The sequence below is a fragment of the Stenotrophomonas maltophilia genome (genome assembly GCF_013464915.1).
Classification (GTDB): Bacteria; Pseudomonadota; Gammaproteobacteria; order Xanthomonadales; family Xanthomonadaceae; genus Stenotrophomonas; species Stenotrophomonas maltophilia_AT.
In genome coordinates, this window is sequence record NZ_RAVT01000021.1 from 1 (window position 1) to 24,560 (window position 24,560).

General features: G+C 67.5%; 17 protein-coding genes. 8 read left to right on the plus strand and 9 right to left on the minus strand.

Translation table 11 applies throughout. The annotated features are described in order from the left end of the window. Positions 1-507: 507 nt before the first annotated feature. The 3 genes from D7T59_RS06965 to hemH form a co-directional block, all read right to left on the minus strand. On the minus strand, positions 508-2,613 hold the full coding sequence (locus D7T59_RS06965; protein WP_180851708.1) for a methyl-accepting chemotaxis protein: 2,106 nt from the start codon (positions 2,611-2,613) through the stop codon (positions 508-510). A 290-nt stretch (positions 2,614-2,903) separates the two neighbouring features. Next, positions 2,904-3,758 carry an alpha/beta fold hydrolase gene (locus D7T59_RS06970; RefSeq protein WP_180851707.1) on the minus strand — a complete coding sequence of 285 codons (855 nt, stop codon included), beginning with the start codon at positions 3,756-3,758 and terminating at the stop codon, positions 2,904-2,906. Beyond that, positions 3,755-4,717 (minus strand): ferrochelatase, encoded by a 963-nt coding sequence (gene hemH / locus D7T59_RS06975; RefSeq protein WP_164137879.1) that lies wholly within the window; start codon positions 4,715-4,717, stop codon positions 3,755-3,757. Before hemH ends, D7T59_RS06970 begins: the two co-directional genes overlap by 4 nt. 165 nt (positions 4,718-4,882) lie before the next feature. Here hemH and D7T59_RS06980 point away from each other — a divergent pair, with 165 nt between their 5' ends. The 4 genes from D7T59_RS06980 to tatC all read left to right on the plus strand — a co-directional run bounded on the left by D7T59_RS06980 (position 4,883) and on the right by tatC (position 7,299). Continuing rightward, a complete protein-coding gene (locus D7T59_RS06980) occupies positions 4,883-5,776 on the plus strand; it encodes a lipid-binding SYLF domain-containing protein (protein ID WP_180851706.1) in 894 nt (297 codons plus the stop codon). 75 nt (positions 5,777-5,851) lie between these two features. After that, complete coding sequence (gene tatA, locus D7T59_RS06985; protein ID WP_005420453.1) at positions 5,852-6,079, plus strand: Sec-independent protein translocase subunit TatA; 228 nt, start codon at positions 5,852-5,854, stop codon at positions 6,077-6,079. A gap of 15 nt (positions 6,080-6,094) precedes the next feature. Continuing rightward, positions 6,095-6,553: a Sec-independent protein translocase protein TatB gene (gene tatB, locus D7T59_RS06990; protein ID WP_180851705.1), complete on the plus strand. Its 459-nt coding sequence runs from the start codon at positions 6,095-6,097 to the stop codon at positions 6,551-6,553. Further along, positions 6,550-7,299 (plus strand): twin-arginine translocase subunit TatC, encoded by a 750-nt coding sequence (gene tatC / locus D7T59_RS06995; RefSeq protein ID WP_010482410.1) that lies wholly within the window; start codon positions 6,550-6,552, stop codon positions 7,297-7,299. Before tatB ends, tatC begins: the two co-directional genes overlap by 4 nt. A gap of 86 nt (positions 7,300-7,385) precedes the next feature. Here the strand turns inward: tatC and D7T59_RS07000 are convergent, their stop codons facing one another. Genes D7T59_RS07000 through D7T59_RS07010 form a run of 3 tightly spaced genes read right to left on the minus strand, consistent with a single transcriptional unit; the run spans position 7,386 to position 10,901 of the window. Next, positions 7,386-8,297 carry a BPSS1780 family membrane protein gene (locus tag D7T59_RS07000; RefSeq protein ID WP_164137876.1) on the minus strand — a complete coding sequence of 304 codons (912 nt, stop codon included), beginning with the start codon at positions 8,295-8,297 and terminating at the stop codon, positions 7,386-7,388. A 50-nt stretch (positions 8,298-8,347) separates the two neighbouring features. After that, positions 8,348-9,094, minus strand: a complete 747-nt coding sequence (locus D7T59_RS07005) for a glutamine amidotransferase (RefSeq protein ID WP_033835362.1) — start codon at positions 9,092-9,094, stop codon at positions 8,348-8,350. Next, positions 9,066-10,901, minus strand: coding sequence for a GspE/PulE family protein (locus D7T59_RS07010; RefSeq protein WP_164137875.1), 1,836 nt, complete (start codon positions 10,899-10,901; stop codon positions 9,066-9,068). Before D7T59_RS07010 ends, D7T59_RS07005 begins: the two co-directional genes overlap by 29 nt. Before the next feature lie 83 nt (positions 10,902-10,984). On the opposite strand from D7T59_RS07010, the gene glyQ reads away from it, so the two are divergent. The 4 genes from glyQ to D7T59_RS07030 all read left to right on the plus strand — a co-directional run bounded on the left by glyQ (position 10,985) and on the right by D7T59_RS07030 (position 20,055). After that, the gene (glyQ, locus tag D7T59_RS07015) at positions 10,985-11,896 is read left to right on the plus strand and encodes a glycine--tRNA ligase subunit alpha (protein WP_049430272.1); all 912 of its coding nucleotides are present in this window, start codon (positions 10,985-10,987) and stop codon (positions 11,894-11,896) included. A 77-nt stretch (positions 11,897-11,973) separates the two neighbouring features. Further along, positions 11,974-14,148, plus strand: a complete 2,175-nt coding sequence (glyS, locus tag D7T59_RS07020) for a glycine--tRNA ligase subunit beta (protein ID WP_180851703.1) — start codon at positions 11,974-11,976, stop codon at positions 14,146-14,148. Between the two features lie 256 nt (positions 14,149-14,404). Then, positions 14,405-16,201 carry an autotransporter assembly complex protein TamA gene (locus tag D7T59_RS07025; protein ID WP_180851712.1) on the plus strand — a complete coding sequence of 599 codons (1,797 nt, stop codon included), beginning with the start codon at positions 14,405-14,407 and terminating at the stop codon, positions 16,199-16,201. Further along, on the plus strand, positions 16,198-20,055 hold the full coding sequence (locus tag D7T59_RS07030) for a translocation/assembly module TamB domain-containing protein (RefSeq protein WP_180851701.1): 3,858 nt from the start codon (positions 16,198-16,200) through the stop codon (positions 20,053-20,055). The genes D7T59_RS07025 and D7T59_RS07030 overlap by 4 nt, the downstream gene beginning before the upstream one ends. An 11-nt stretch (positions 20,056-20,066) precedes the next feature. On the opposite strand, the gene D7T59_RS07035 is transcribed toward D7T59_RS07030, so the two are convergent. The 3 genes from D7T59_RS07035 to D7T59_RS07045 form a co-directional block, all read right to left on the minus strand. Beyond that, on the minus strand, positions 20,067-21,047 hold the full coding sequence (locus tag D7T59_RS07035) for a heat-shock protein (RefSeq protein WP_258013015.1): 981 nt from the start codon (positions 21,045-21,047) through the stop codon (positions 20,067-20,069). A 263-nt stretch (positions 21,048-21,310) separates the two neighbouring features. Then, positions 21,311-22,780, minus strand: a complete 1,470-nt coding sequence (locus tag D7T59_RS07040; protein WP_180851698.1) for a J domain-containing protein — start codon at positions 22,778-22,780, stop codon at positions 21,311-21,313. Continuing rightward, on the minus strand, positions 22,777-24,465 hold the full coding sequence (locus tag D7T59_RS07045) for a molecular chaperone HscC (RefSeq protein WP_180851696.1): 1,689 nt from the start codon (positions 24,463-24,465) through the stop codon (positions 22,777-22,779). The genes D7T59_RS07040 and D7T59_RS07045 overlap by 4 nt, the downstream gene beginning before the upstream one ends. Between the last annotated feature and the right edge of the window lie 95 nt (positions 24,466-24,560).

The window sequence follows — 24,560 nt, forward strand, 5'->3', positions numbered from 1 at the left end:
AACTCGGAAGTGAAACGCAGCTGCGCCGATGGTAGTGTGGCTCAAGCCATGCGAGAGTAGGTCATCGCCAGGGTTTATACCCAAAACCCCGCTGTTTACGCAGCGGGGTTTTTTCTTTGTGCGCAGAAAATGCCGGGAAGTGCCGGCCGCTGGCCGGCAGGCGCGTTGATGGAACCGCGGCGAGCGGCGGCGCCAACCGAGGTTGGCGACTACCGATGGCAGGCAGACCAGCAGTAGATCCACGCCATGCGTGGATGCTCTCAGCGCGGAACCACGATGCCAACCAAGGTTGGCCGCTCCCCACAGCAGGCCCACGGAATGATCGTTTGCCGGCCAGTGGCCGGCACTACCAGTAATCCACGCCGTGCGTGGATGCTCTCTGCGAGGCGCTACAGCGCCAACCAGGAGGTCGGCAGCTGTATCGACGTGACCCATCACGCAGAGCACGCAAAAAAAGACGGCGCCCTGCGGGCGCCGTCTTCACGTGGATCGTATTGAAGGCCGAGATCAGGCGACCAGCGCCACGTCCTGTGACTCCTGCCGACGGAACACCGAAACTGCATCGTCCAGCGTTCCCGCCTGCGACTGCAGCTCGCGTGCTGCGGCGGTCGCTTCCTCCACCAGCGCAGCATTCTGCTGCGTGGCCTGGTCCATCTGCACCACGGTCTGGTTGATCTGCTCGATACCGATCGACTGTTCCTGCGACGCTGCTGATATCTCGCGCATCAGGTGGCTGACGCTTTCGACGCCACCGACGATGCCCTGCATGCGTTGGCCGGCATCCGCCACCAGCTGCGCACCGTCGCCCACCTGGCGGCCGGCTTCGTCGATCAGCTTCTTGATCTCCTGGGCCGCCGCCGCCGAACGCTGTGCCAGTACTCGCACTTCACTGGCCACCACGGCGAAGCCACGGCCCTGCTCGCCGGCGCGCGCCGCTTCCACCGCTGCGTTGAGCGCAAGGATGTTGGTCTGGAAGGCGATGCCGTCGATGACGCCGGTGATGTCGCCGATCCGCTTCGACGCACCTTCGATGGCCTGCATGGTGTCGACCACCCGCTGCATGGCCGTGTTGCCATCACTGGCGGCATTCTGCGTGGAGGCCGCCAGCTCGCTGGCCTCACGCGCATGGGCGGCGTTCTGGCGCACGGTGGCGGTCAGCTCCTCCATTGATGCCGCGGTTTCCTGGAGGTGCGCGGCCTGGCGTTCGCTGCGCTCGGACAGGGCGCCGTTGCCAGCAGCAATTTCGTTGGCCGCCGTACTGATCGAAGATGCGCACTGCTGGATGCGGCCCACCATGCGCGCCAACTGGCCCGCCGTGGCGTTCGCATCGCGCTGGATGGCCGCGAAGGCGCCCTGATACTCGCCGCGCATGCGCCGGTCCAGATCGCCGTTGGCCAGCGCCGAGAGCATCTGCCGCACTTCATCGACAGTGCTGCCCAGCGTATCGAGCAGCTGGTTGATGCCTCCCGTGAGGCCGTCGAGGAAGCTGGCACCTTCGGTCGCCTGCAGGCGCTGCTCGAGATCACCGGCGGCGGCCGCAGCGACGATGTCGGCCACAGCGTTCTCCAGAGTGAGTTCATGGGTCCGGTCATGCCACTCCACGGCAAAGCCCAGGCGCACGCCCTGGTCGTCGAACACAGGTGTGACCACCTGCGCGAAGTGCACCGGGCCGATCTGTACCTTGCCGTTGTGCGTGACCTGCAGCCCATTGAGGATGGCGCGGATGCGGTCCGGGTTGGCATGGAAGCGATGGATGCTGCTGCCCACCAGGCGCTCGGCGTCGAAATCGGGGAAAGCCTGTCGCAACGTTGCCTGCTGGTTGCGCAGCAGTGCCACCACCGAGCGGTTCACATAGCGGATCACATGGTCGTTGTCGGCGATCATCATCGCGGTGCGCGAGGCATCCAGCGCCTGGCGGATCTGCGCGTTCTCGGCATGCGCAGCTGCCTCGCGTCCACGCTGGGCCTGCACGTGGCGCGCAGTGTCGGCCAGGGCGTGGGCCAGTGATCCCGGTGCATAGGCGCTGGTGTCGGCATGCGCACCAAGATCGGCACCGGTGGCGATATCGCGTGCCAGCGCGGCAAGGCGACGCGGGCCATGGCCAAGCGTCTCGGTCTGCTGGCGAAGCCGCAGTGCGACCTGGCCGAGGAACAGGGTCAGGCCCGCGAACATGCCGGCCTGCAGCAGCGTCGGCCACACTGTGGCACCGCTCAGCAACGGGGCCAGCAGTGCAAGCGTGCCGACCCCACCGGCCAGCCACACCGGCAGGCGATCGCGGTGTCCCAGCAGCACGCCCAGCAGCAGGGCCACCGGCAGTGCCGGTGACAGGCCGACGATCGCGCACACCAGGGCCAGCTGCAGCGACAACAGCAACGCCAGGCCATTGCGGGCGATGCTGCGGCCAGCCTGGGATCCGCCCAGCCACGCGGCAGGCAGCACTGCAGCGGCCGCCAGCACGGCGGCCTGCACCTGTGGACCACGCAAGGCCAGCACCAGGCCAGCCAGGCCCAGTGCTGCGCTGCCGATCAGCAGGCGGCGATCAGCGCGGCGGGCGAGCTGCTGCAGGTGCGGCAGGCGAGCGGTATCGGGGGGACGGGAGAATGCAACGGACATCGGCGACTCCTGGATCAGCAGACGACAACGGCCACGCGGTGACGCACGCAGGAGTGCGTGGCCAGGGCATGGACCGGGAATTCGGGGAATGCGACGCAATCAACGTCGCGCAGACGGGGCGCCGTGACCACATCCTGTGGGTGACGGTGCAATGGAGCGGGCATGCGGACTTCCTTGCAGAACCAGACACACGCCGCAGACCCGACCGGACCTGCGTGCTGCAGGCGCAGTGGCCCACAACTGATGTATCGGCCGCAACTGCGCAGAGTGAAGTGCGCGGACGCCGCGACTCAGCCGGCGTTGTCGTTGCTGAAGAAGCGCAGGATCACCCCGGCGATCTGCGCCGGATCTTCCATGTGCAGGTGATGGTTGCCGGGAAACACCGCCAACCGCCCATCGCGCAGGTGCTGCAGGCGATCGCTGCGCATCGGCTCGGGATAGTAGGACTGCGCCGGCGTGGCATAGATCACCTGCGTCGGGCAGGCGATGGCCTGCAGCAGATTGTCGATCTGCCCTTCACTGAGGCGGATTGCGGTGGGCAGCATCAGGCGCGGATCGCTGCACCAGCGGTAGCCACCCTCGACCGGTTCCACGCCGCGCTCGACCAGCAGCCGTGCACAGCGCTCGCTGAGCTGGTTGGTCATCATCCGCGCGCGGATCGGCGCGGCAAGGTCGGGGAACACGCGCAGTTGCTTGCGCGCCAGCCCACGCGTGGCATTCACATGCTCCCGCAGGCGATTGGCGGTGTCTTCCTCGGGACCGCGCAGGCCGCCGAGCGCTTCGATCGCCACCAGCCGTTCGACACGGTCGCTGACCGAGGCGGTGAGGCTGGCGATGCCGGCGCCCATCGAATGGCCGAGCAGGCTGAAACGGTCCCAGCCCAGCGCGTCGGCGACATCGAGTACGTGGCAGATCGCAGCGGCCGTGGTGTAGCTGGCACCGGCCGGCAGATGCGCGCTGTGGCCATGACCGGGCAGGTCGATGGCCACCAGCTGCAACGACGACAGGTGCGGCGCCAGCGGCACGAAGCTGGCCGCGTTGTCGAGCCAGCCATGCAGGGCCAGCACGCGCGGGCCGTCGCCGTGGTTGCGCAGGCCGGCAACGCGCGCGCCACCGACCTCGAGTTCAAAGGGGTGCAGAGTCATGCCAGCGAGGCCACGGCCAGCCGTGCCAGTGCGCGCGCATGTTCCGGCTCGGCGTTGAGGCACGGGATGTAGCGCATCGTCGCCCCGCGTTCGGCCAGCGTTTCGGTGAAGCCCAGCGCCACTTCTTCCAGCGTCTCCAGGCAATCGGTGGCAAAGCCCGGGCAGACCACGTCGATCTGCTTCACGCCGGACTCGGCCAGCGCCCACAGGCTTGGCTCGGCGTACGGCTGCAGCCAGCGCTCGCGGCCAAACCGTGACTGGTAGCCCATCTGCCACTCGTCCCTGCCCAGGCCCAGCGCGTTGGCGATGGCCTGTGCGCTGGCTTCGCAGCGCTGCGGATACGGATCGCCCCCATCAGCCAGGCGCTGCGGGATGCCATGGAAGGAGAACATCAGTGTCTGGCCACGACCGTGCTGCTCCCAGTAGCGCCGGATCGAGCCGGCCACGGCCTCGACCCAGCCCGGATCGACCGAGTAGTCGCGCACCAGGCTGACGGTCACGCCCGGGTTGCGGCGCTGCCAGGCATCGACGCGGTCTTCGACCGAGGCGGTGGTGGTGGTGGAATACTGCGGGTACAGCGGCAGTACCACGATGCGGCGCGCACCGTCGGCCGCCAGCCGGTCGAGCTCGCTGGCCAGCGCCGGTTCGCCGTAACGCATCGCGTGGCGCACCGTCAGGGTCGGCAGCAGGGCCTGCATGGCCTGCGCCAGCTGGCGCGTATGCACCATCAGCGGTGAGCCGTCGGGTAGCCAGACCTGGGCGTACTTGGCCGCCGAACGGCCGCTGCGCAGCGGCAGGATCAACCCGCGCAGCAGCGGCTGCCACAGCAGCGCCGGGATCGAGACCACGCGGGGGTCGGACAGGAATTCAGCCAGGTAACGGCGTACGGCAGGGGCCGTCGGCGTCTCGGGCGTGCCTAGGTTGACCGCCAGCACGGCGGTATCGGGTGCGTCGAGCATGGGCGGTATTGTCGCCGATCCGGTGCCGTGCCGGGATGCAGGGTTCGGATTGCAGGCATAGCACGCATCAATGTGAGCAGGGAACGCTCATTGGGGATTCATGACAACACTACTAATTTCAGTCACTTGCTATATCTTCCTATGGACTGACTTCTGGAGCCTGCCATGCGTCGCCCGATCCAAGCCCTGCTGATCGCCGCCAGTCTGCTGTCCAGCCAGGCCATGGCCGGGCCGCAGGAAGACCAGCGTGCGCGCAATGCTGTGCGTGTGCTGGCTGAAATCCAGGGGATCCCTGAACAGGGCATCCCGGACAAGTTGCTCGACGAAGGCCGCGCGGTCATCGTCATTCCCGACACGATCAAGGCGGGTCTGGTCATTGGCGGTCGCCGCGGCCACGGCCTGATGTCGGTGCGCATGGCCAATGGCGCCTGGTCCAACCCGGTGTTCGTGAAGCTCACCGGCGGCAGCATCGGCTTCCAGGCCGGTGTGCAGTCTTCGGACGTGGTGCTGGTGTTCCGCAACGACCGCAGCCTGGACAATCTGGTCAACGGCAAGTTCACGCTGGGTGCCGACGCTGGCGTCGCCGCCGGTCCGGTGGGCCGCAACGCCGCCGCGGCCACCGACGGCCAGCTGAAGGCCGAGATCTGGTCCTGGTCGCGCGCCCGCGGCCTGTTTGCCGGCGTCGCGCTGGACGGCGCGGTGCTGCAGATCGACGATGCCGCCAACCTTGACGCTTACGGCAGCAACACCACGCCGCGGATGATCTTCGAAGGTCGCGCCGCCGGTTCGCCGTCGATGGATGTGGTCGCCTTCCGCGATCGCCTGGAAGAGGCCACCTACGCGGCGCGCAACAACCGCAGCGGCAACGGCGGCAGCGCGCCGCGCCCGGCAGCGGCCCCGGCAGCTGCTCCGGCGCCTGTTCAGGCAGCACCGGCGGCGCCGGCCGAAGCCACCACCGCACCGCTGCAGAACGTGCCGCAGAACCCGCCGCCGCAGCAGCAGGGCTTCCAGCCGGTGAACGACGGCGAGATCCGCACGGAAACGCTGGGCGGAAACTGACTTTCGTCACGCGCGCCGGCTAACAGCCGGTGCGCTATGCTCGACAGCCTGATCACTAACGTAACGAGCGTCTTTATGGGCAGTTTCAGCATCTGGCATTGGTTGGTCGTGCTGGCCATCGTCCTGCTGGTGTTCGGCACCAAGCGCCTGACCAGCGGCGCCAAGGACCTCGGTTCGGCGGTCAAGGAATTCAAGAAGGGCATGCGCGACGAAGACAAGCCGAACGCGCAGCTGGGCGATGAGTCGCGCAGCCAGGACGCCTCGCGCACCGCGCAGGACGAGCACGACCGCAACGCACGTTGATCCGGAGCGGTTGCGGTGTTCGATATCGGCTTCAGCGAACTGCTGGTGATTGCAGTGGTCGCCCTGGTGGTGCTCGGTCCCGAGCGCCTGCCCAAGGCGGCCCGCTTCGCCGGCCTGTGGGTGCGTCGTGCCCGCAATCAATGGGATTCGGTGAAACAGGAACTGGAACGCGAGCTGCAGGCCGAGGAGATCAAGCGGCAGATGCAGGACGTGCGCCAGGGCATGCAGGACACCGAGAACCAGCTGCGCGCCAGCGGCGAAGCGATCCGTCGCGAAGCCCAGCAGGCGCAGCAGCAGGGCGATGATCTGGTGCAGAACGTCCCTGCACCGGCACCTGCGGATCTACCGCCGCACATGAGTGCCGCGCCGGATGCCGTTGAACCGACACAGCACAGCGTTGCTCCCGAGCCGACCCCGGCGGCACTCCCTGAAGCCGGTGCGCCGCCGCCGCAGAGCACGGAGCGCCAGCCATGAGTGAACAGGATTTCGGCGAGAGCTCGCTGGTCGAACACCTGGTGGAACTGCGCGGCCGTCTGGTGCGCGCACTGCTGGGCCTGGGCGTGGTGTTGCTGGCGCTGCTGCCGTTCACCCAGAAGCTGTACAACGCGCTGGCCGAACCGCTGGTCTCGCAGCTGCCCAACGGGCAGACGATGATCGCCACCAATCCGGCAGGTGCCTTCTTCGCGCCGCTGAAGCTGACCTTCTTCGTCGCGTTGTTCGTGGCGGTACCGTGGCTGCTGTACCAGCTGTGGGCGTTCGTCGCGCCGGGCCTTTACGCGCGTGAGAAGCGCCTGGCGGTGCCGCTGCTGGTGTCATCGGTGCTGCTGTTCTACACCGGTTGTGCCTTCGCCTACTTCCTGGTGCTGCCGGCGGTGTTCCACTTCCTCACCACTTTCAGCCCGGACGTGATCGCGATCACCCCGGACGCGAATGCCTACCTGGACTTCGTGCTGGCAATCTTCTTCGCCTTCGGCGGCAGTTTCGAGCTGCCGGTGGCGATGGTGATCCTGGTGCTGCTGGGCTGGGTGACGCCGCAGCAGTTCAAGGAAGGCCGCGGCTACGCGATCGTCGGCATCTTCGTGGTCGCGGCGGTGCTGACCCCGCCGGACGTGGTGTCGCAGCTGATGCTGGCGATCCCGATGTGCCTGCTGTATGAGCTGGGCATCCACGCCGCACGCTGGCTGGTGCCATCGTCGGTAGTGAAGAAGCCCGCCGCCTGAAAGAAAAAAAGGGGACGGAGGGGATTAAGTCGTTTATGCCCAGTGTGTGCAGCTAACGACTTAATCCCCTCCGTCCCCTTTTTCCGTCAGGCGTGGAACACGTCGCTGGAGATCGGCGTGGTCGGAATCGGCGGCGCCGCGCGACTGCCGCGATGCACGAACATCTGCTTCCACGCGGCGTAGACCGCACCGACATACAGCGGCATCAGCACCGTGGTCAGTACCAGCTGGGCGATGAAGGCGGCGGCCAGCGGGCCACCGATCAGCATCGCGATCTGGATCACGATCACGAACAGGATGTACATGCAGAACGCGGCGATCAGGCCGAGTGCGGCGAACACGATCATCGCGCCGATGTTCTCGATGCAGCCCTGCAGGCTCAGGCGCAGCGCGTGCATGCCGCTCTGCTTGTCGAACACCACCAGCGCCGGCTGGGTGAACATCGCCAGCGACAGCGCGACCGCACTCAGGAACACCAGCAGCATCCACAGCGCGATGCGCTTGGCCGGCAGGTTGGCAACCAGCGCGGCGGCATCGTCCGGCTTGATCTGCTGGCCACTGCGGCTGATCTCTTCCATCTTGGTCATGACCTCGCTGAAGGCGGTGAAGCCCTCGCGGCCGATCATCAGGAACAGCAGCGCGCCCAGCAGCAGCACCGCCAGCACCTGGATCGCCAGCGGCACCAGCAGGTGGCTGACGCGGTGGTCGCGGATCGGCTGCAGCAGGTGCGAGGCCAGGCCCGGGCGGCCTTCATCGATCTCACCCACGGCGTACAGCATGCCGCCGAACATGATCGGCGAGATGGCCAGCGTCATCAGCTGCACGGCCATGCCGGCGGCGCCGGGAATCAGCGTCGACAACAGCGTGACCACCCAGCTCACCAGCAGCCAGGTCAGGCCGATCCGGGCCAGCTGCAGCGGCGCACGCCGGTACAGGGAGAACGTATCCAGCAACCACTGGGCGCCCGCCGAAGCCGGCAGCTTGCGAATCTCTTTCATGGACATCCGGGAAGGACAGGAGGGGGCCGGGCGGCTGCCCGTGCCGCCGATTATCCCTGTTTTGCCGCCGGCTGGGCTGAAGACAGCCGCGCCTGGCGGACGAAGCGCCGCAACAGCTGGCGGGCCAGCGGCGCGGCACTGACCGCACGCTCGATGCTGCGGGCGCAGCCGCCATGGCGGCCGATGCAGTCGGCGCGGGCACGCACGTAGCCACGCATATGGTGGGTGGCGAACTCTGGATGGAACTGCACGCCCCAGGCCTGGCGGCCCCAGCGGAAGGCGTGGCAGCCGTCCAGCGGCGAACGGGCCAGCACCTCGGCCCCGTCGGGCGCGCGCAGCACGGTCTGCAGATGGGTGGCGTGGGCGGCGAAATGCTGCGGCAGGCCCTGGAACAGCGGGTCCTGCGCGGCCTGCGGCTGCAGTTCCAGTTCGATCGTGCCGGACTCGCGGCCGGCCGGGTTGTAGGCCACCTCACCACCCAGCGCATGCGCCAGCAGCTGATGGCCGTAGCAGATGCCGAACACCGGCAGGTCGTCGTGGGCGGTCTGGCGCAGCCACGCAGCGCTGCGCTCGCTCCAGTCGGCATGGTCGGTGACGAAGGCCGCCGAGCCGGTCACCAGCACGCCGGCAAAGGCGTGCGGATCGGGCAGGGCGCCACCGTGCTCGACATCGACCACCACCGTTTCGTGTTCTTCCAGCCCGGCGGCGACGCGGATCCAGTGCGGAAAGCGCCCGTAGCGGCGCAGCGACGGTACCGGGCGGCCGGTTTCAAGGATCAGGAACGGGGCTGGGTTCATCCGGGGGCGGCAGGACTGACAGGACTTCCTCGATTGTAGTCAGCCCCTGCGCCACCTTTTCAAGCCCGGCCTGGCGCAGGGTTCGCAGCCCTTCAGTCCGCGCGGCGCGGGTGAAACCGGCCAGATCCATGTCGGCGCGGATCTGCCCGCGCAGCCGCGAACCCAATGGCAGCAACTCATACAGGCCGATACGGCCGAGGAATCCGGTGCGCCGGCACTCCAGGCAACCGACCGGCCGACAGGGCGTGGCGGCATCTGGATATGCAGCATGGCTATCAGCCAGCACCGCCCAATCGGCCGGGCCGAGGATGTGCGGCTGCTTGCAGTGCGGGCACAGCGTGCGGACGAGGCGCTGGGCGAGGATGCCGTTGAGGGTGCTGGCCAGCAGGTAATGCGGCACGCCCAGGTCGAGCAGGCGGGTGACCGCCGATGGCGCGTCGTTGGTGTGCAGGGTGGACAGCACCAGGTGGCCGGTCAACGAGGCCTGCACCGCCATCTGCGCGGTCTCCAGGTCGCGGATCTCGCCGATCATGATGATGTCCGGGTCCTGCCGCAGCAGGGTGCGCACGCCGCTGGCGAAGTCCAGGTCGATGTTGGTCTGCACCTGCATCTGGTTGAACTCGGGCGCGATCATTTCGATCGGGTCTTCCACCGTGCACACGTTCACGTCCGGCGTGGCCAGCCGCTTCAGTGTGGAATACAGGGTGGTGGTCTTGCCCGAGCCGGTCGGGCCGGTGACCAGCACGATGCCGTGCGGGCGCTCGACCAGCGCATTCCAGCCGGCGGCCTCCTGCGGGCTGAAACCGAGCTGGTCGATGCTCTTGAAGGCCGCGTCCGGATCGAAGATGCGCATCACGCACTTCTCGCCGAAGGCGGTGGGCATGGTCGACAGGCGCATTTCGACCTCGCGGCCACCCGGCGAGCGGGTCTTGATGCGGCCGTCCTGCGGGCGCCGGCGTTCGGCCAGGTCCATGCGGCCCAGCACCTTGATGCGGCTGACCACCGCGGTCATCACCGCCGGCGGCACTTCGAACACCTTGTGCAGCACGCCGTCGATGCGGAAGCGCATGCGCCCCATCTCGCGGCGCGGCTCCAGGTGGATGTCCGAGGCGCGCTGCTCGTAGGCGTACTGCAGCAGCCAGTCGACGATATGCACGATGTGCTGGTCGTCAGCGTTGACGTCGCCGGTGCGCCCCAGCTCGACCAGCTGCTCGAAGCTGGGCAGGGTGGTGCTGGCCTCGCCGCGCACATCGCCACGGGCGCCGCGCACCGAGCGGGTCACCCCGTAGAACTCCATGGTGTAGCGGTGCAGGTCCAGCGGATTGACCACCGCCAGCTCGATGCGGCGGCGGGTCAGGTGCTGCAGGTCGCGGCGCCATTCCTGCACCAGCGGCTCGCTGGTGGCCACCAGCACGCGCTCGGCATCCACCGCCAGTGGCAGGAAGCGGTGGCGGCGGGCGTAGGCATGCGACACCAGCGCGGTGACCGCGGCGACGTCCACCCGGGTCGGGTCGATGCGCAGGTAGCGGCTGCCGGTGCGCTGCGCCAGCCACTCGGTCAGGCGTTCCAGGGTCAGTTCGCCGCCGCCGGTGGCGGCCAGCTTGAGGTTGGACAGCAGTACCAGCGGATGCACTTCACTGGCGTTGCGCGCGCCCTGTGCGGAAAACCGCATGCGCTCGCGGTCCTGCTCGGCCACCAGTCCATCGGCGGCCAGGGCCGCGGCAATCTGCTCGAAATGCAGCCGTCCCCAGGGCAGCGCGACGCCGCCCGCCTCGCCGGACGTGCCTGCCGGCAGCCGATGCTCCATCTGCCTGCTCCTCCCGGGTACGGAATGCCCCGCAGGTCGGCCGTTATACTAGCGCACCCCCTTGCCGGCCAAGACTCGTACGCATGTCCGCGACCCCGACCGTTCCGATCACCTTCCAGGGCCTGATCCAGACCCTGAACCAGTTCTGGGCCCAGCAGGGCTGCGTGCTCATCCAGCCGCTCGACCTGGAGGTGGGCGCCGGTACCTTCCACCCGGCCACCTTCCTGCGTGCGATCGGTCCGGAAGGCTGGAACGCGGCCTACGTGCAGCCGTCGCGCCGCCCGACCGACGGCCGCTACGGCGAGAACCCGAACCGCCTGCAGCGCTACTACCAGTACCAGGTGGCGATGAAGCCGGCGCCGGACAACATCCAGCAGCTGTACCTGGATTCGCTGAAGGCGCTGGGCATCGACCCGCTGGTGCATGACCTGCGTTTCGTCGAGGACAACTGGGAATCGCCGACGCTGGGCGCCTGGGGCCTGGGCTGGGAAGTCTGGCTCAACGGCATGGAGGTGACCCAGTTCACCTACTTCCAGCAGGCCGGTGGCCTGGAGTGCCGTCCGGTGCTGGGTGAGATCACCTATGGTCTCGAGCGCCTGTGCATGTACCTGCAGAACTGCGACAACGTCTACGACCTGGTCTGGACCTACGGCCCGGACGGCCAGCCGGTGACTTACGGCGACGTCTACCACCAGAACGAGGTGGAGCAGAGCACCTACAACTTCGAATACGCCGACGTGGAAGAACTGTTCCACCGTTTCGATGCCTGCGAGCGCGAGGCGCAGAAGCTGGTGGAAGTGAACCTGCCGCTGCCGGCCTACGAACAGGTGATGAAGGCCAGCCACACCTTCAACCTGCTCGATGCACGTCGCGCGATCAGCGTGACCGAGCGCCAGCGCTACATCCTGCGCGTGCGCGCGCTGGCCCAGGCGGTGGCCAAGGCCTACTACGAGCAGCGCGAGAAGCTGGGCTTCCCGGGCGCGAAGAAGGCCTGACGGCCGCTCCCTCCCTCTCTCAACTTCCGGGGCGCCGGACGCGTTGCGCGCTGCGCCCCCACCACAGGATCGAACCGATGAGCCAATTGTCCCCCCTGCTGATCGAACTGGGCACCGAAGAGCTGCCGGTCAAGGCGCTGCCGGGCCTGGCCCAGGCGTTCTTCGACGGTGTCGTCGAAGGCCTGCGCAAGCGCGGCGTCGCGCTGGAACCGGGCGATGCACGCCCGCTGTCGACCCCGCGCCGACTGGCCGTGCTGCTGCCGGGCGTCGGCCTGGAACAACCGGAACAGCACAGCGAAGTGCTGGGCCCGTACCTGAACATCGCACTGGACGCCGAAGGCCAGCCGACCAAGGCGTTGCAGGGTTTCGCCGCCAAGGCCGGGATCGACTGGACCGCGCTGGAAAAGACCACCGACAACAAGGGTGAGCGCTTCGTGCACCGTGCGGTGACCCCGGGCGCGAGCACCGCCAGCCTGCTGCCGGAGATCCTGCGCGAGGCGATCGCGGCGATGCCGATTCCCAAGCCGATGCGCTGGGGCGACCACGCCTGGGGCTTCGCCCGCCCGGCGCACTGGCTGGTGCTGCTGCACGGCGCCAACGTGGTCGAAGCCGAACTGTTCGGCCTGCAGGCTGGCCGCGTGAGCCGTGGCCACCGCTTCCACCACGACCAGACCGTGTCGCTGGCGCAGCCGCAGGACTACGTTGAAGCGCTGCGCGCTGCGTTCGTGCTGGTCGACCCGAGCGAGCGCCGCGCGCGCATCGTCGCCGAGGTCGAGGCTGCCGCGGCCAAGGCCGGTGGCAGCGCCCGCATCACCGACGACAACCTGGAGCAGGTGGTGAACCTGGTCGAGTGGCCGTCGGCGGTGCTGTGCAGCTTCGAGCGCGCGTTCCTGGCGGTGCCGCAGGAAGCGCTGATCGAGACGATGGAGATCAACCAGAAGTTCTTCCCGGTGCTGGATGCCGCAGGCACGCTGACCGAGAAGTTCATCGGCATCGCCAACATCGAATCGAAGGACGTGGCCGAAGTGGCCAAGGGCTACGAGCGCGTGATCCGCCCGCGCTTCGCCGATGCCAAGTTCTTCTTCGACGAGGACCTGAAGCAGGGCCTGGCGTCGATGGGCGACGGCCTGAAGACGGTGACCTACCAGGCCAAGCTGGGCAGCGTGGCCGACAAGGTGGCGCGCGTGGCTGCACTGGCCGAAGTGATCGCGCCGCAGGTCGGCGCCGATCCGGCGCAGGCCAGGCGGGCTGCCGAGCTGGCCAAGAACGACCTGCAGTCGCGCATGGTCAACGAATTCCCGGAACTGCAGGGCATCGCCGGCCGCCACTACGCCGTGGCTGGTGGTGAACCGGCCGACGTGGCGCTGGCCATCGACGAGGCCTATCAGCCGCGCTTCGGCGGCGATGACATCGCGCTGTCGCCGCTGGGCAAGGTGCTGGCCATTGCTGAACGCGTGGACACCCTGGCCGGCGGTTTCGCCGCGGGCCTGAAGCCGACCGGCAACAAGGATCCGTTCGCCCTGCGCCGCAACGCGCTGGGCCTGGCCCGCACGATCATCGAAAGCGGCTTCGAGCTGGACCTCAAGGCCCTGCTTGCAGAAGCTCTCGAATCCGTCCATCGTCAGGGGGAGGCGCGCGCTGTTGAAAGCACGGTCCAGAAGATGAAGCGGCTGGATGCATCGGGAATCGATACGAAATCTGCCAAAGTTGAGTTTCTGAACGTTGATGTAGAAGGCGTTGGACGGGAGCTGTACGACTTCATCCTCGACCGCCTGAAGGGCTACTACGCCGACAAGGGGGTGCCGGCCACGCACTTCAACGCCGTGGCCGAGCTGAAGCCGGCCTCGCTGTACGACTTCGACCGCCGCCTGGATGCGATCGGCACCTTCGCCGCGCTGCCGGAAGCCGAAGCGCTGGCTGCGGCCAACAAGCGCATCCGCAACATCCTGCGCAAGGCCGAGGGCGACATTCCGGGCCAGATCGACCCGGCGCGGCTGCAGGAAGACGCCGAGCGCGCGCTGGCCGAAGCGGTCACCGCGGCCATCGACGACACCGGCGCCAGCCTGCAGCACAAGGACTACGTGGCTGTGCTGGCGCGCCTGGCGCGCCTGCGCCCGCAGGTCGACGCGTTCTTCGATGGCGTGATGGTCAATGCGGAAGATCCGGCGCTGCGTGGCAACCGCCTGGCGCTGCTGACGATGCTGGGCGAGCGCCTGGGCAAGGTGGCGGCGATCGAGCACCTGTCGAGCTGACGCTCGTATCGGTAGTGCCGGCCGCTGGCCGGCGTTGCCACCGCGCATCGAATCGATGTGTGGGTTGCCGGCCAGCGGCCGGCATTACCGGAACATCGTCGATGGATGTCCATCGGGGTCATTGCCGGCATCGCGCACGATGCCGGCATCCTCGCCTGCGATCGCGACGATCACCACAAAGGCGCGTATTTTGACCGCCACTTAACAACCGATCCCCAATGACGTGATGCATTTCGCATCGTCACCTCCGGTCGGTATGCTGTGCCGCATGCAGCCAAAGAAATACGCCCTGCCGCTGATGGTCCTGTCGCTGGCCGCCACCTCCGTGGCCCACGCGCGCGGCACCATCGACAAGGTGGACATCAAGGGATTGGACAAGGGCGACGACGCCGCGATCATCGAGAACATCCAGGAATCGCTGTCGCTGTACGACACGATCGGCAAGGAGCAGGGCGAGTCGCGCCTGGAATACCTGCTGTCACAGGCCGAGCGGCAGACCCGCCAGGCGCTGGAACCGTTCGGGTATTACAACCCGGTGATCAAGGTCGAGGCGCCGCGCGTGGACGAGCACGTGCGTGTGCTGATCCATGTCGACAAGGGCACGCCGGTGACCGTCCGCCGCGAGCACATCGACATCACCGGCCCGGCGATGTACGACCAGTACCTGCAGGACGACCTGGCCGCGTTCAAGCCGCGCAAGGGCCAGCGTTTCGAGCATACCCAGTACGAAGCCAGCAAGATCACCGTCACCCGCCGCCTGGCCGAACGTGGCTACTTCGACGCCGACTACACCCAGCGCCAGGTGCAGATCACCCGTGCCGACAATGCCGCCGACATCGATCTGACCTGGGACAGCGGCCGGCGCTACAACATGGGCCCGGTGCGTTTCGAGCAGGACTACTTCGTCGACAAGCTGTTCGACCCGCTGGTGTACTGGGAACAGGGCAGCTATTTCCACGAGGGCAAGCTGGACCGGCTGCGCGAGTCGCTGACCAAGCTGGACTACTTCAGCGTGATCGACATCCAGCCGCGGCCGGACCAGGCCGATGCCAACGGCGAGGTGCCGGTGGATGTGAAGCTGACCCGCGCCAAGCGCACCATCTACACCGCCGGCCTGAGCTACGGCAGCGAGAGCGGCCCGGGTGTGCGCGGTGGCATCGAGCGGCGGTTCCTGAACAACCGCGGCCACAAGATGAACACGCAGCTGGACTATGCGCAGAAGCGCAAGAGCCTGGTGACCAGCTACCGCATTCCGGCCTTCAACTGGCTCGATGGCTGGTACACCTTCGCTGCCAGCGCCTACGACGAGCAGACCGACTACATCGACCTGCGCAACTTCAAGCTGATTGCCAGCCGCAGCGGTGAGATCAACGAGCACTGGACCGCGATCGCCTCGATCAACGCACTGCGCGAGCGTTGGCGCTATGCATCCGGCACAGAATTCACCGATGCGGTCTACAACACCTCGACGCTGGTCTACCCGCAGATGGTTGCCGACTACGTCAACGTCGATGACGAGCTGTTCCCGCGCAAGGGCATCAGCGGTACTGCGACGATGCGTGCCGGTGTTGAGGGTGCTGGCTCGGACACCAGCTTCGTACAGGCCAACGCCGTGCTGCGCTGGTACATCCCGGTGGGTGAAAGCAACCGCCTGATCCTGCGTGGCGAGGGTGGCACCACCTGGACCAGCGACCTGGTGGCGATGCCACCGAGCCTGCGCTACTTCGCCGGCGGTGACCGCAGCATCCGTGGCTATGCCTACCGCGAAGTGGGGCCGCGCACGCCGGCACCGGACAAATACGCGCTGGGCGCCAAGAACCTGGTGATCGGCTCGGCCGAGTACGAGCACTACTTCAATGGCGGCCCGTGGGGGGCGGCGGTGTTCGTCGATACCGGCAGCGCCTTTGACAACACCATCGACCTGCATACCGGTGTCGGCTTCGGCGTGCGCTGGAAATCGCCGGTGGGCCCGGTGCGCGTGGATATCGCGCATGGCCTGAACAACCCGGATTCGCAGTTCCAGCTGTACCTGAACATCGGAGCGGACCTGTGAGCACGCCCGCACCGATCCCGAACACGCCGCCGCCGCGCGTGCGCTTCTACCGCCGCCGCCGCTTCTGGGCCTGGTCGGGTGCAGGCGTACTGGGCCTGGTGCTGCTGGCCCTGCTGGCGGTGTACTGGCTGCTGCAGACCGTGGCCGGTCGTGATGTGCTGCTGGCGCAGGTGGTGGCGCGGCTGCCGGTGGGCGCCAGCTTCACCTGGGACAAGGTGGACGGCCCGGTGGCCGGCCCGCTGACCCTGTACAACGTCGACTTCCGCTACGACGACATCCATTTCCATGCAGAACGCGCGCACCTGGAGCCGGACCTGCGCCCGCTGCTGGGCCGCAAGCTGCTGCTGGACAAGCTGGAGCTGACCAACGCGACGTTGAACCTGGCCAAGAGTGACGAGCCGTTCAAGCTGCCGTCGTGGCCGGATTCGCTGCCGCAGATCGAGATGCCGCTGGCGATCCAGGCAGACGCCATCGCCATCGATGGCTTCCGCATCAGCCAGGCCAACGAGCCGGTGATCGACATCAGCCGCGTGCGCGGTGGCATCGAGATCGCCAACGGCGAGTTCCAGGCGCACAAGCTGGTGGTGGACAGCGACATGGGCAACTTCACCGCCCAGGGCCGCTACATCCCGGCCAAGGACTACGACACCGACGTGACCGTCACCGCGGTGCTGCCGGCCCCGCGTGGCCGTACCGCCGCGACGCTTGGTCTGGTCGCGCGCGGTGACCTGTCGCACATGGAAGTGGCGGTAGCGGGACGTGCGCCGAAGCCGCTGCACACCATGCTGGTGTTCGATGGCCGCACCGATCCGAGCTGGAATGCCAGCATCCGCAGTGACGAACTGGATCTGGCGCTGCTGTCGCCAGCACTGGCCAGCTCGGCGATCGCGCCGCTGGCGCTGGACTTCACCGCTGCCGGCAAGGGCGGCAACGCCAACCTGCGCGGCAAGGTGAAGCAGGGCGATCAGGAACTGGAACTGGCACCGTCGGTGGTGTCGTTGCAGGACCAGGTGCTGAAGGTCTCACCGCTGCTGGTGAAGGGCCTTGGTGGCGAAGCACGGCTGGAGGGCACCGCCGACTTCAGCCAGGAAGACCAGCAGAAGCTCAACTTCTCGGTGGTCGCCCATGATCTTACCTACGTGCCGGCGGCCGATCCGAATACGGCCGGCAGCGCACCGGTGCCGGTGACCCTGAAGGAAGCGCGCTTCGGGTTGGCGGGTACGCTCAAGGCCTGGGCGGCGATCGGCCGCGCCGAGGTCGAGCGTGATGCGCAGAAGGCGCAGCTTCGCTTTGACGTGCGCGGCAACGACCAGGCCGCGTCGATCCACCAGCTGCAGGCGCAGACCCCGGGTGGGCAGCTGCAGGTGGAAGGCCAGGTGGCGTGGGCGCCGCAGCTGGACTGGGATGCCAAGGCCACGCTGAAGGACTTCGACCCCGGCTATTTCGTGCCCGGCTGGAATGGCCGCCTGTCCGGCAACCTGGCCTCCAGGGGCCGCCAGCTGCCGCCGCCGGCAAACGCACCGCCGGGTACCGCCGGCGCGCTGGAAGCCACGGTCGATCTGCCGTCGCTGAAGGGCATGCTGCGCCAGCGCAACCTCGACGCACAGGGCAAGTTCGCCCTGCAGGGCGAGCAGGGCCAGGGTGACCTGAAGCTGTCGCTGGGCAGCAGCCGGGTGACGGCGTCGGGCAAGGTCGGCGACCGCCTCGACATCGATGCGCGTTTCGAACCGCTGCAGCTGAGCGATCTGCTGCCGGGCGCCGATGGCGGCCTGCGCGGCCAGGTACAGGTGAAGGGCCCGCGCGATGCGCCGGATATCACTGCCGACCTGGTCGGCAACAACCTCAACTGGGATGGCTACGGCGCCGAGAGCGTGAGCATCAAGGGCCACCTGCCGTGGCGCGGCGACAGCGGCACGCTGGCGGTGCAGGGCCAGCAGGTCAATGCCGGCGTGCTGCTGGAACGCTTGAACGTGGATGCGCAGGGCAGTGTCTCCAATCTGCGCCTGGCGGCGCAGACCCGCAACGAGATGGGCGCGGTCGAGCTGCAGGGCAGCGTGCGCCAGCAGGGCACGCAGTGGCGCGGCGAGCTGGCGTCGCTGCGCATCGCGCCGGTGAAGGGTGATGCCTGGTCGCTTCGCGCACCGGCGGCGTTCGCGATCAACGGCAGCAGCTACACGCTGTCCGAAGCCTGCCTGGCCGCGGCCAGCAGCGGCGCACTGTGCGCACAGGCCAACTGGCCGCGCGAGGGCCTGGTGGTGCGCAGTGATGCGTTGCCGTTGGCGCTGGTGCAGCCGTGGTTGCCGCCGCAGTCCGGTCGCCGCATCTACCTGCGCGGCGATGTCAGCCTGGACGCGCAGATCCGCCCGCGCGGCAACGCCTGGGAAGGCCACGTGGAAGTGCGCTCGAAGGAAGGCGGTGTGCGCCTGGGCGAGAACCGCAACACCGTGGGCGATGCCACCCGTGGCGAGCTGGTGCGTTATGACCAGTTCTCGCTGAAGCTCGACATGACTCCGGCCAGCATCAAGGGCTACCTGGGCATGGGCTTCCAGGGCAACGGCTTCGTCGACGCGAAGATGCAGACCGGTTGGGAAGCCAGTGCGCCGCTGAACGGCGAGCTCTACCTCAACATGTCGCGGCTGTACTGGCTGGAGCTGTTCTCGCCGGACATCGTGCGCCCGACCGGCCTGATCGAAGGCCACGTCAGCCTGCGCGGCACGCGCGGCCAGCCGTCGCTGGGCGGCGACGCGCAGTTGAGCAACTTCAAGGGCGAATTCCCCGCGCTGGGCCTGACCTTCGACCAGGGCAAGGGCAGCTTCGTGGCCCAGCCCGACGGTTCGGCCAAGATCACCGCGCAGGCCAACTCGGGCCAGGGCACGCTGTACGTGGATGGTGGCCTGTCCTGGTTCGGCGATGCACAGCCGCTGCAGCTGAAGATCCACGGCGAGAACGTGCTGCTGTCCAACACCAGCGAGCTGCGCATCGTCGCCAATCCCAACCTCGACTTCACCCTGGCCAAGGCGGCGATGGAACTGCGCGGTACCGTGCACGTGCCCGAGGCCGACATCGACCTTGAGCGCCTGGACCGCGGCACCTCGGTGTCTGAAGACGTGGTGGTGCTCGACCCGGCCGATCCGGAAGAGTCGCGCACCTCGCCGCTGGACATGGACCTGACGGTCAGCCTCGGCGACAAGGTGAAGATGACCGGCTTCGGCCTGAAGGGTGCGCTGACCGGCAAGATGCAGGTCTGGGCCAAGCCTGGGCGCGAAATGACCGCCAACGGCGGGCTGGAAGTGAGTGGCCGCTACAAGGCGTACGGGCAGGACCTGACCATCACCCGCGGCAACCTCACCTGGAACTACAACGCGGTGTCCGATCCGCGCATCAACATCCGTGCCGAGCGCCGGATCGGTGATGTCACCGCCGGCATCGACGTGACCGGGCGTGCGCAGCAGCCGCGTGCGGACGTGTGGTCCGAGCCGGCGATGTCGCAGTCCGAAGCACTGGCCTACCTGGTGCTGGGCCGCAGCCTGACCGGTGCCAGCAGCGACCAGACCCAGCAGGTCAACGCGGCTTCGGCGGCGCTCTCGGCCGGCAGCGGCCTGCTGGCCTCGCAGCTGGGTGCCAAGCTGGGCCTGGACGACGCAGGCGTGAGCCAGTCGCGCGCGCTGGGTGGCTCGGTGATCGGTGTTGGCAAGTACATCTCGCCCAAGCTGTACGTCGGCTACGGTGTGTCGCTGGTCGGTGCCGGCTCGGTGATCACGTTGAAGTACCTGCTGCGTCGCGGCTTCGATGTGGAAGTGGAATCGAGCACGGTGGAAAACCGTGGTTCGATCAACTGGCGGCGGGAGAAATAACCCTCCGCCACTCAATCGCCGTCTGTGCCAGGGTCGATCCGGCTCACGACGGCGAATGAGGGCGCTGGCCTGCGCGGGCGGGGTCCATGCGTCTGCATGCCTTGTCCATCGAGCGGCGATGATGGCCCGGCGGACGCTGGCGTGGACGCCGTCCGCGATGGGGGCGTTCCAATGAAGGGCGTCAGCATGAGGACGCCAGACACGATGACCACCGAGGCAAGGACTGCCACGTGCTTCATGCTGGACGTGCTGATCGCGATGGGTCGGGCGGCATCACCCAGCAATGCCAGCGCCGCCATGACGGCCAGCACGACGAGAGCGCCCAGCAGGCAGCGGACTATTGCCACCTGCATCTTCATGAGATTGAAGCGCCCGGGTTGGGATATCGCCATCCAGAAGGCGACCTGATCCCCGTCCAGTGGCGCCAGCGTGTCACGGACGCCATGCACCCCCAGACGCTGCATCGTTTGCCGCATGGTGGCAGCACGCCCGGGCACGCTGGCCGACAGCAGCGATTGCAGCCAGTGCCATGGTCGGGTCAAGCGTTCCACGCGGGCATGGGCCTCGGTTGCGGAAACCCGGTCCTGCGGACGGTCCAGGGCTGCAGTGAGGGCCGTGTGGTTGCGCGGCTGCAGCTGCCACTGGCGATGCAGCAGGTTGCGTCGTGCGCGGATCCGGTAAGGATCGGTATCGCTCCGGATCTCGTTCCAGCCGAAGTACCGACCGAGCAGATCGAAGTTGGACTCGCACAGGGGCCCGCCCTGCTGCAGCAACTGCTGCAGCACCAGGTCACCGATGCGCGGCCTGTCGGCCAATGACCACAGCTCCGGACGATGGGCCAGCCAGTGCTCGAAGCTGGCCGGGTCGGCGTCGACCGCAGTGTGGATCAGCAGACGCGCAAACCGGGGCAGGTTCAATGACTGCTCCACCACGTCGTCCGGCATGTCGGTGTCGAGCGTGCATGGATGATGCCACTCCGGCATGTGGTCCATCGGCGAATGGCTGTCGCATGGCGCCAGTGGGCCGGCTGGGCTGTTGTCTGCAGGTGGGGCCGACAGCGCTTCTGCACCGTCTTCCTCCTGCCATTGCGCGCGGTTGCGGACCCACTGCAGGGCCTCCTGGCAAGCCTCGTGCAGCGCCTGGAATGCCATCGGATCTTCGTCCGGGCGCGCCGTGCGCAGTTTCTGCGCGTAGGCGCGCTTGATCGCACGTTCGTCGGCGCCGGTGTCGAGCCCGAGCGCGTCCAGTGCCCGGTTCACACGGTGTTTCCAGAGGGAGGTGGGAGCCGGTCAATCGACGCATGACGGCGCGTGCGATGTATGAACTCGGCTCCCCACTGCAGCAGGATCAGAACGATGCCTGCTTCGGCGATAAGCATGGCAAGCACCATGAACACGGCATGGCGGATTCCGAACCGTATCCGGGGACCGACGCGTCGCCACAGGCGCGCAGTCGCCAAGGGCAGTGCCATGAAGATCAACAGGGTACCTTCGATGCGGTGGCCAAGGCCATGGACAAGAACCAGGCTGCCGATCGCCATCAACGGCGCTGGCAGCGCCAGCAGCCATCCCCTGCGCGAAGGCGGCAGATCCAGCGTCAGCTGGCGCAGCGCCCAGCGCACAGGCACCCACAGTGCGCCGATCGCAGCCAGCAGCAGGCCCAAAGGCACCCCCAGCTGGGCGAAAATCGCAGCTTCGCCCGTCTTTCCCTGGACCAGCGAGACGCCCGCGATTCCAGCAAAGAACAACAGGCTGCAGACGCCCAGCAGCACGCCACGCAGTGCGTTCACCTGCCAGCGCCACCGGTTGGGCCGGGAGATGTCTGCAAGACTTCGCCAGAACAGGATCTGCTGCGGATCCCATGCCTCGGGCACCTGTTCCCTTCCGCCCGCCTCGATGGCATCCAGCAGTGCGTTGACTTCATTGATGTGCTCGGGCAGCTGCGCCTGCCAGAGGGATCGTCGCGGGTGCCATGGCTGCGACAGGTAACGCAGGCAACGGCTGACCGTGATCTTCCCCAGCCGCAGGCTGCCCTCTTGTTCAAGCAGTGCCGACAGCTCCGCCGCATTCCCGGTCTCGGCGGCCCAGCGTCGATGACCGCGCGACTGGATCGATGCCAGCCTGTCCGGATCCACGCCATCGTGTACATCATCCCAGCCAAAGCAGCGTGCCAGCAGACCCATGTTGGCTGCGCTGATGCCGTTGTGACTGCGTGCCAGTTCATCCAGCAGCGCGTCGCCCACCAATGGCTTGTAGCGCAGCGACCACAGCACCGGCGTGGCTTCCAGCCAGGGGCCGAAGTCGTCGACCGGCAACAGGTATGCCTGGCGCAGGATCAACTGCGCGTGGCTTGCTACATCGACCACCCCGTCCAGCTCCACCACCGGTGCCGTGCGCAGCAGCACAGGCGTGCCGCGGGGTGGCAATGGAGGCGAGTACGAACGCGTTTCGGGTGGCGCCCATGCCACGTCGGCGTCGTGCGGCCAGGGGCCGATATCGGCTGCATGCTCCGCCGGTTCGTCCTCGTCCTCGCCCTCGTCCGCGGCATAGGCCAGCGCTTCCTGGCGGACCCAGTCCAATGCCGCCTGATAGGCCTCATGCAGGTGCTGGAAGGCGACGGGATCCTCGTCGGGGCGAGTCACCCGCAGGCGCTTTGCATAGGCGCGCTTGATCGCGCGCTCGTCAGCGGTTTCGTCCAGCTCCAGAACGTGAAGTGCCCAGCTCATGCATCGCGCTCGAGGGTGTCGAGTGCCTCGTCCAGCTGATGGCGATGACGCTCGACGGCAACGGCATCCTGGCTCTCCAGCACATGGCGGAAGCCGCTCAGCCACGACTGCAACTGTTCGCGGTGATGGATGCGTTCCTCGTACAGGCGCTCGGTGCGGGCGATCACCGCGAGGTTGGGCTGGGCGTCGCGCGGATGGATCTTCAGCGCTTCCAGTGCGCGCAGGCGCTGCTGGATCTCTTCGGGTGACAGCAGCCCGGGATTCTGTTCCAGGATGAGCTCGTGGCGCTTGCCGGTGGCGTCCTCGGTGACTTCGACCTGCAGCAGCCCGTTCACGTCGTAGGTAAAGCGGGCGGTGACGCTGCGTTCTTGCATCGGGACAGAATGGGTCAGCGGCACGGTCAGCTCGCCGAGCTTGATGTTGCGATCCACCGTCGGGCTCTCGCCCTGGAACACGTCGATGCGGATGGCACTTTGCCGCTCGTGCAGCGGGTAGAAGCGATCCTCGCGGCTGACCGGCACCACGCTGTTGCGCTGGATGATCGGGTGGAAATAGCCGCTGCGCTCGCCACCGGCAGCATCCTGGCGGGACACCTGCGTGCCCAGCGTGTAGGGGCAGACATCGGTCAGCACGACCTCGCGCAGCGATTCGTCTCGCGCCTTCAGTCCGGCGGCAACGGCGGCACCCAATGCAATTGCCTGGTCCGGATGGACGTGGCGCAACGGCAGCCGGCCGAACATGCGGGTCGCCAGCTTGCTGACCATCGGCATGCGTACCGCACCGCCGACCAGGATGATGTCGTCCAGCGCCTCGGGCTTGAGCCGGGCGTCGCGGATCGCCCGTTCGATGGGCGCACGCATGCGCAGCAGCAGCGGCTCGCAGAGCTGCGCGTAGCGCGCCTCGTCCAGCTGCCACTGGCGTTCGCTGCCGGCCAGGGGCAACTGCAGGCTGGCAGCCCCGCTCTGGCTGAGTTCTCGCTTGAACAGTTCCAGCCGACGCAGCAGCTGCGCCTGCTCGGCAGCGGACAGGTCGCTGGCGGACGTGCCCTGGTCGGCATGGAAGGCCTGCACGAGTACCTGCAGGAAGTCCTCGCCGCCCAGGAAATTGTCGCCGGCGCTGGCATGCACTTCGACTACGCCGTCGAACAGTTCCAGGATGGAGACGTCGAAAGTGCCGCCGCCCAGGTCCAGCACCAGCACGCGGCCTTCGCCGTCACGCTCCTGCAGGCCGTAGGCCAGCGCGGCGGCCGTGGGCTCATTGATCAGGCGCTCGACGCGGATGCCGGCCAGCTCGCCGGCCGCCCGGGTGGCCTTGCGCTGGGCGTCGGAGAAATAGGCCGGTACGCTGATCACCGCCTCCTCCACCTTGTGGCCCAGGGCCGCTTCGGCGTCAGCCAGCAGCGAGCGCAGCACCATGGCCGAGAGCTCCTCGGGGCGGAAACTGCGTTCACCCAGCCGGGTCTCGCGATCGCTGCCCATCCAGCGCTTGAAGTGGGCCACGGTCTGCTGTGGATGGCTGACCAGGCGGTCGCGGGCCGGCTGGCCGACCAGCACGGCGCCATCGACCAGGCTCACCACCGACGGCGTCAACAGCTCGCCATGGGCATTGGGGAACAGCTGCGGCCCGGCTGCCGTGTGCATGCCGATGAGGGAATGGGTGGTGCCAAGATCGATACCGACGATCATCTGCTGACGTCCGATGTGCAGAAAACGGCAATTCTAGGAGTGCGGCGCAGGCCTGACTATCGGGCGTTGCCCGACAGCGCCCCAGCAGCTATGGT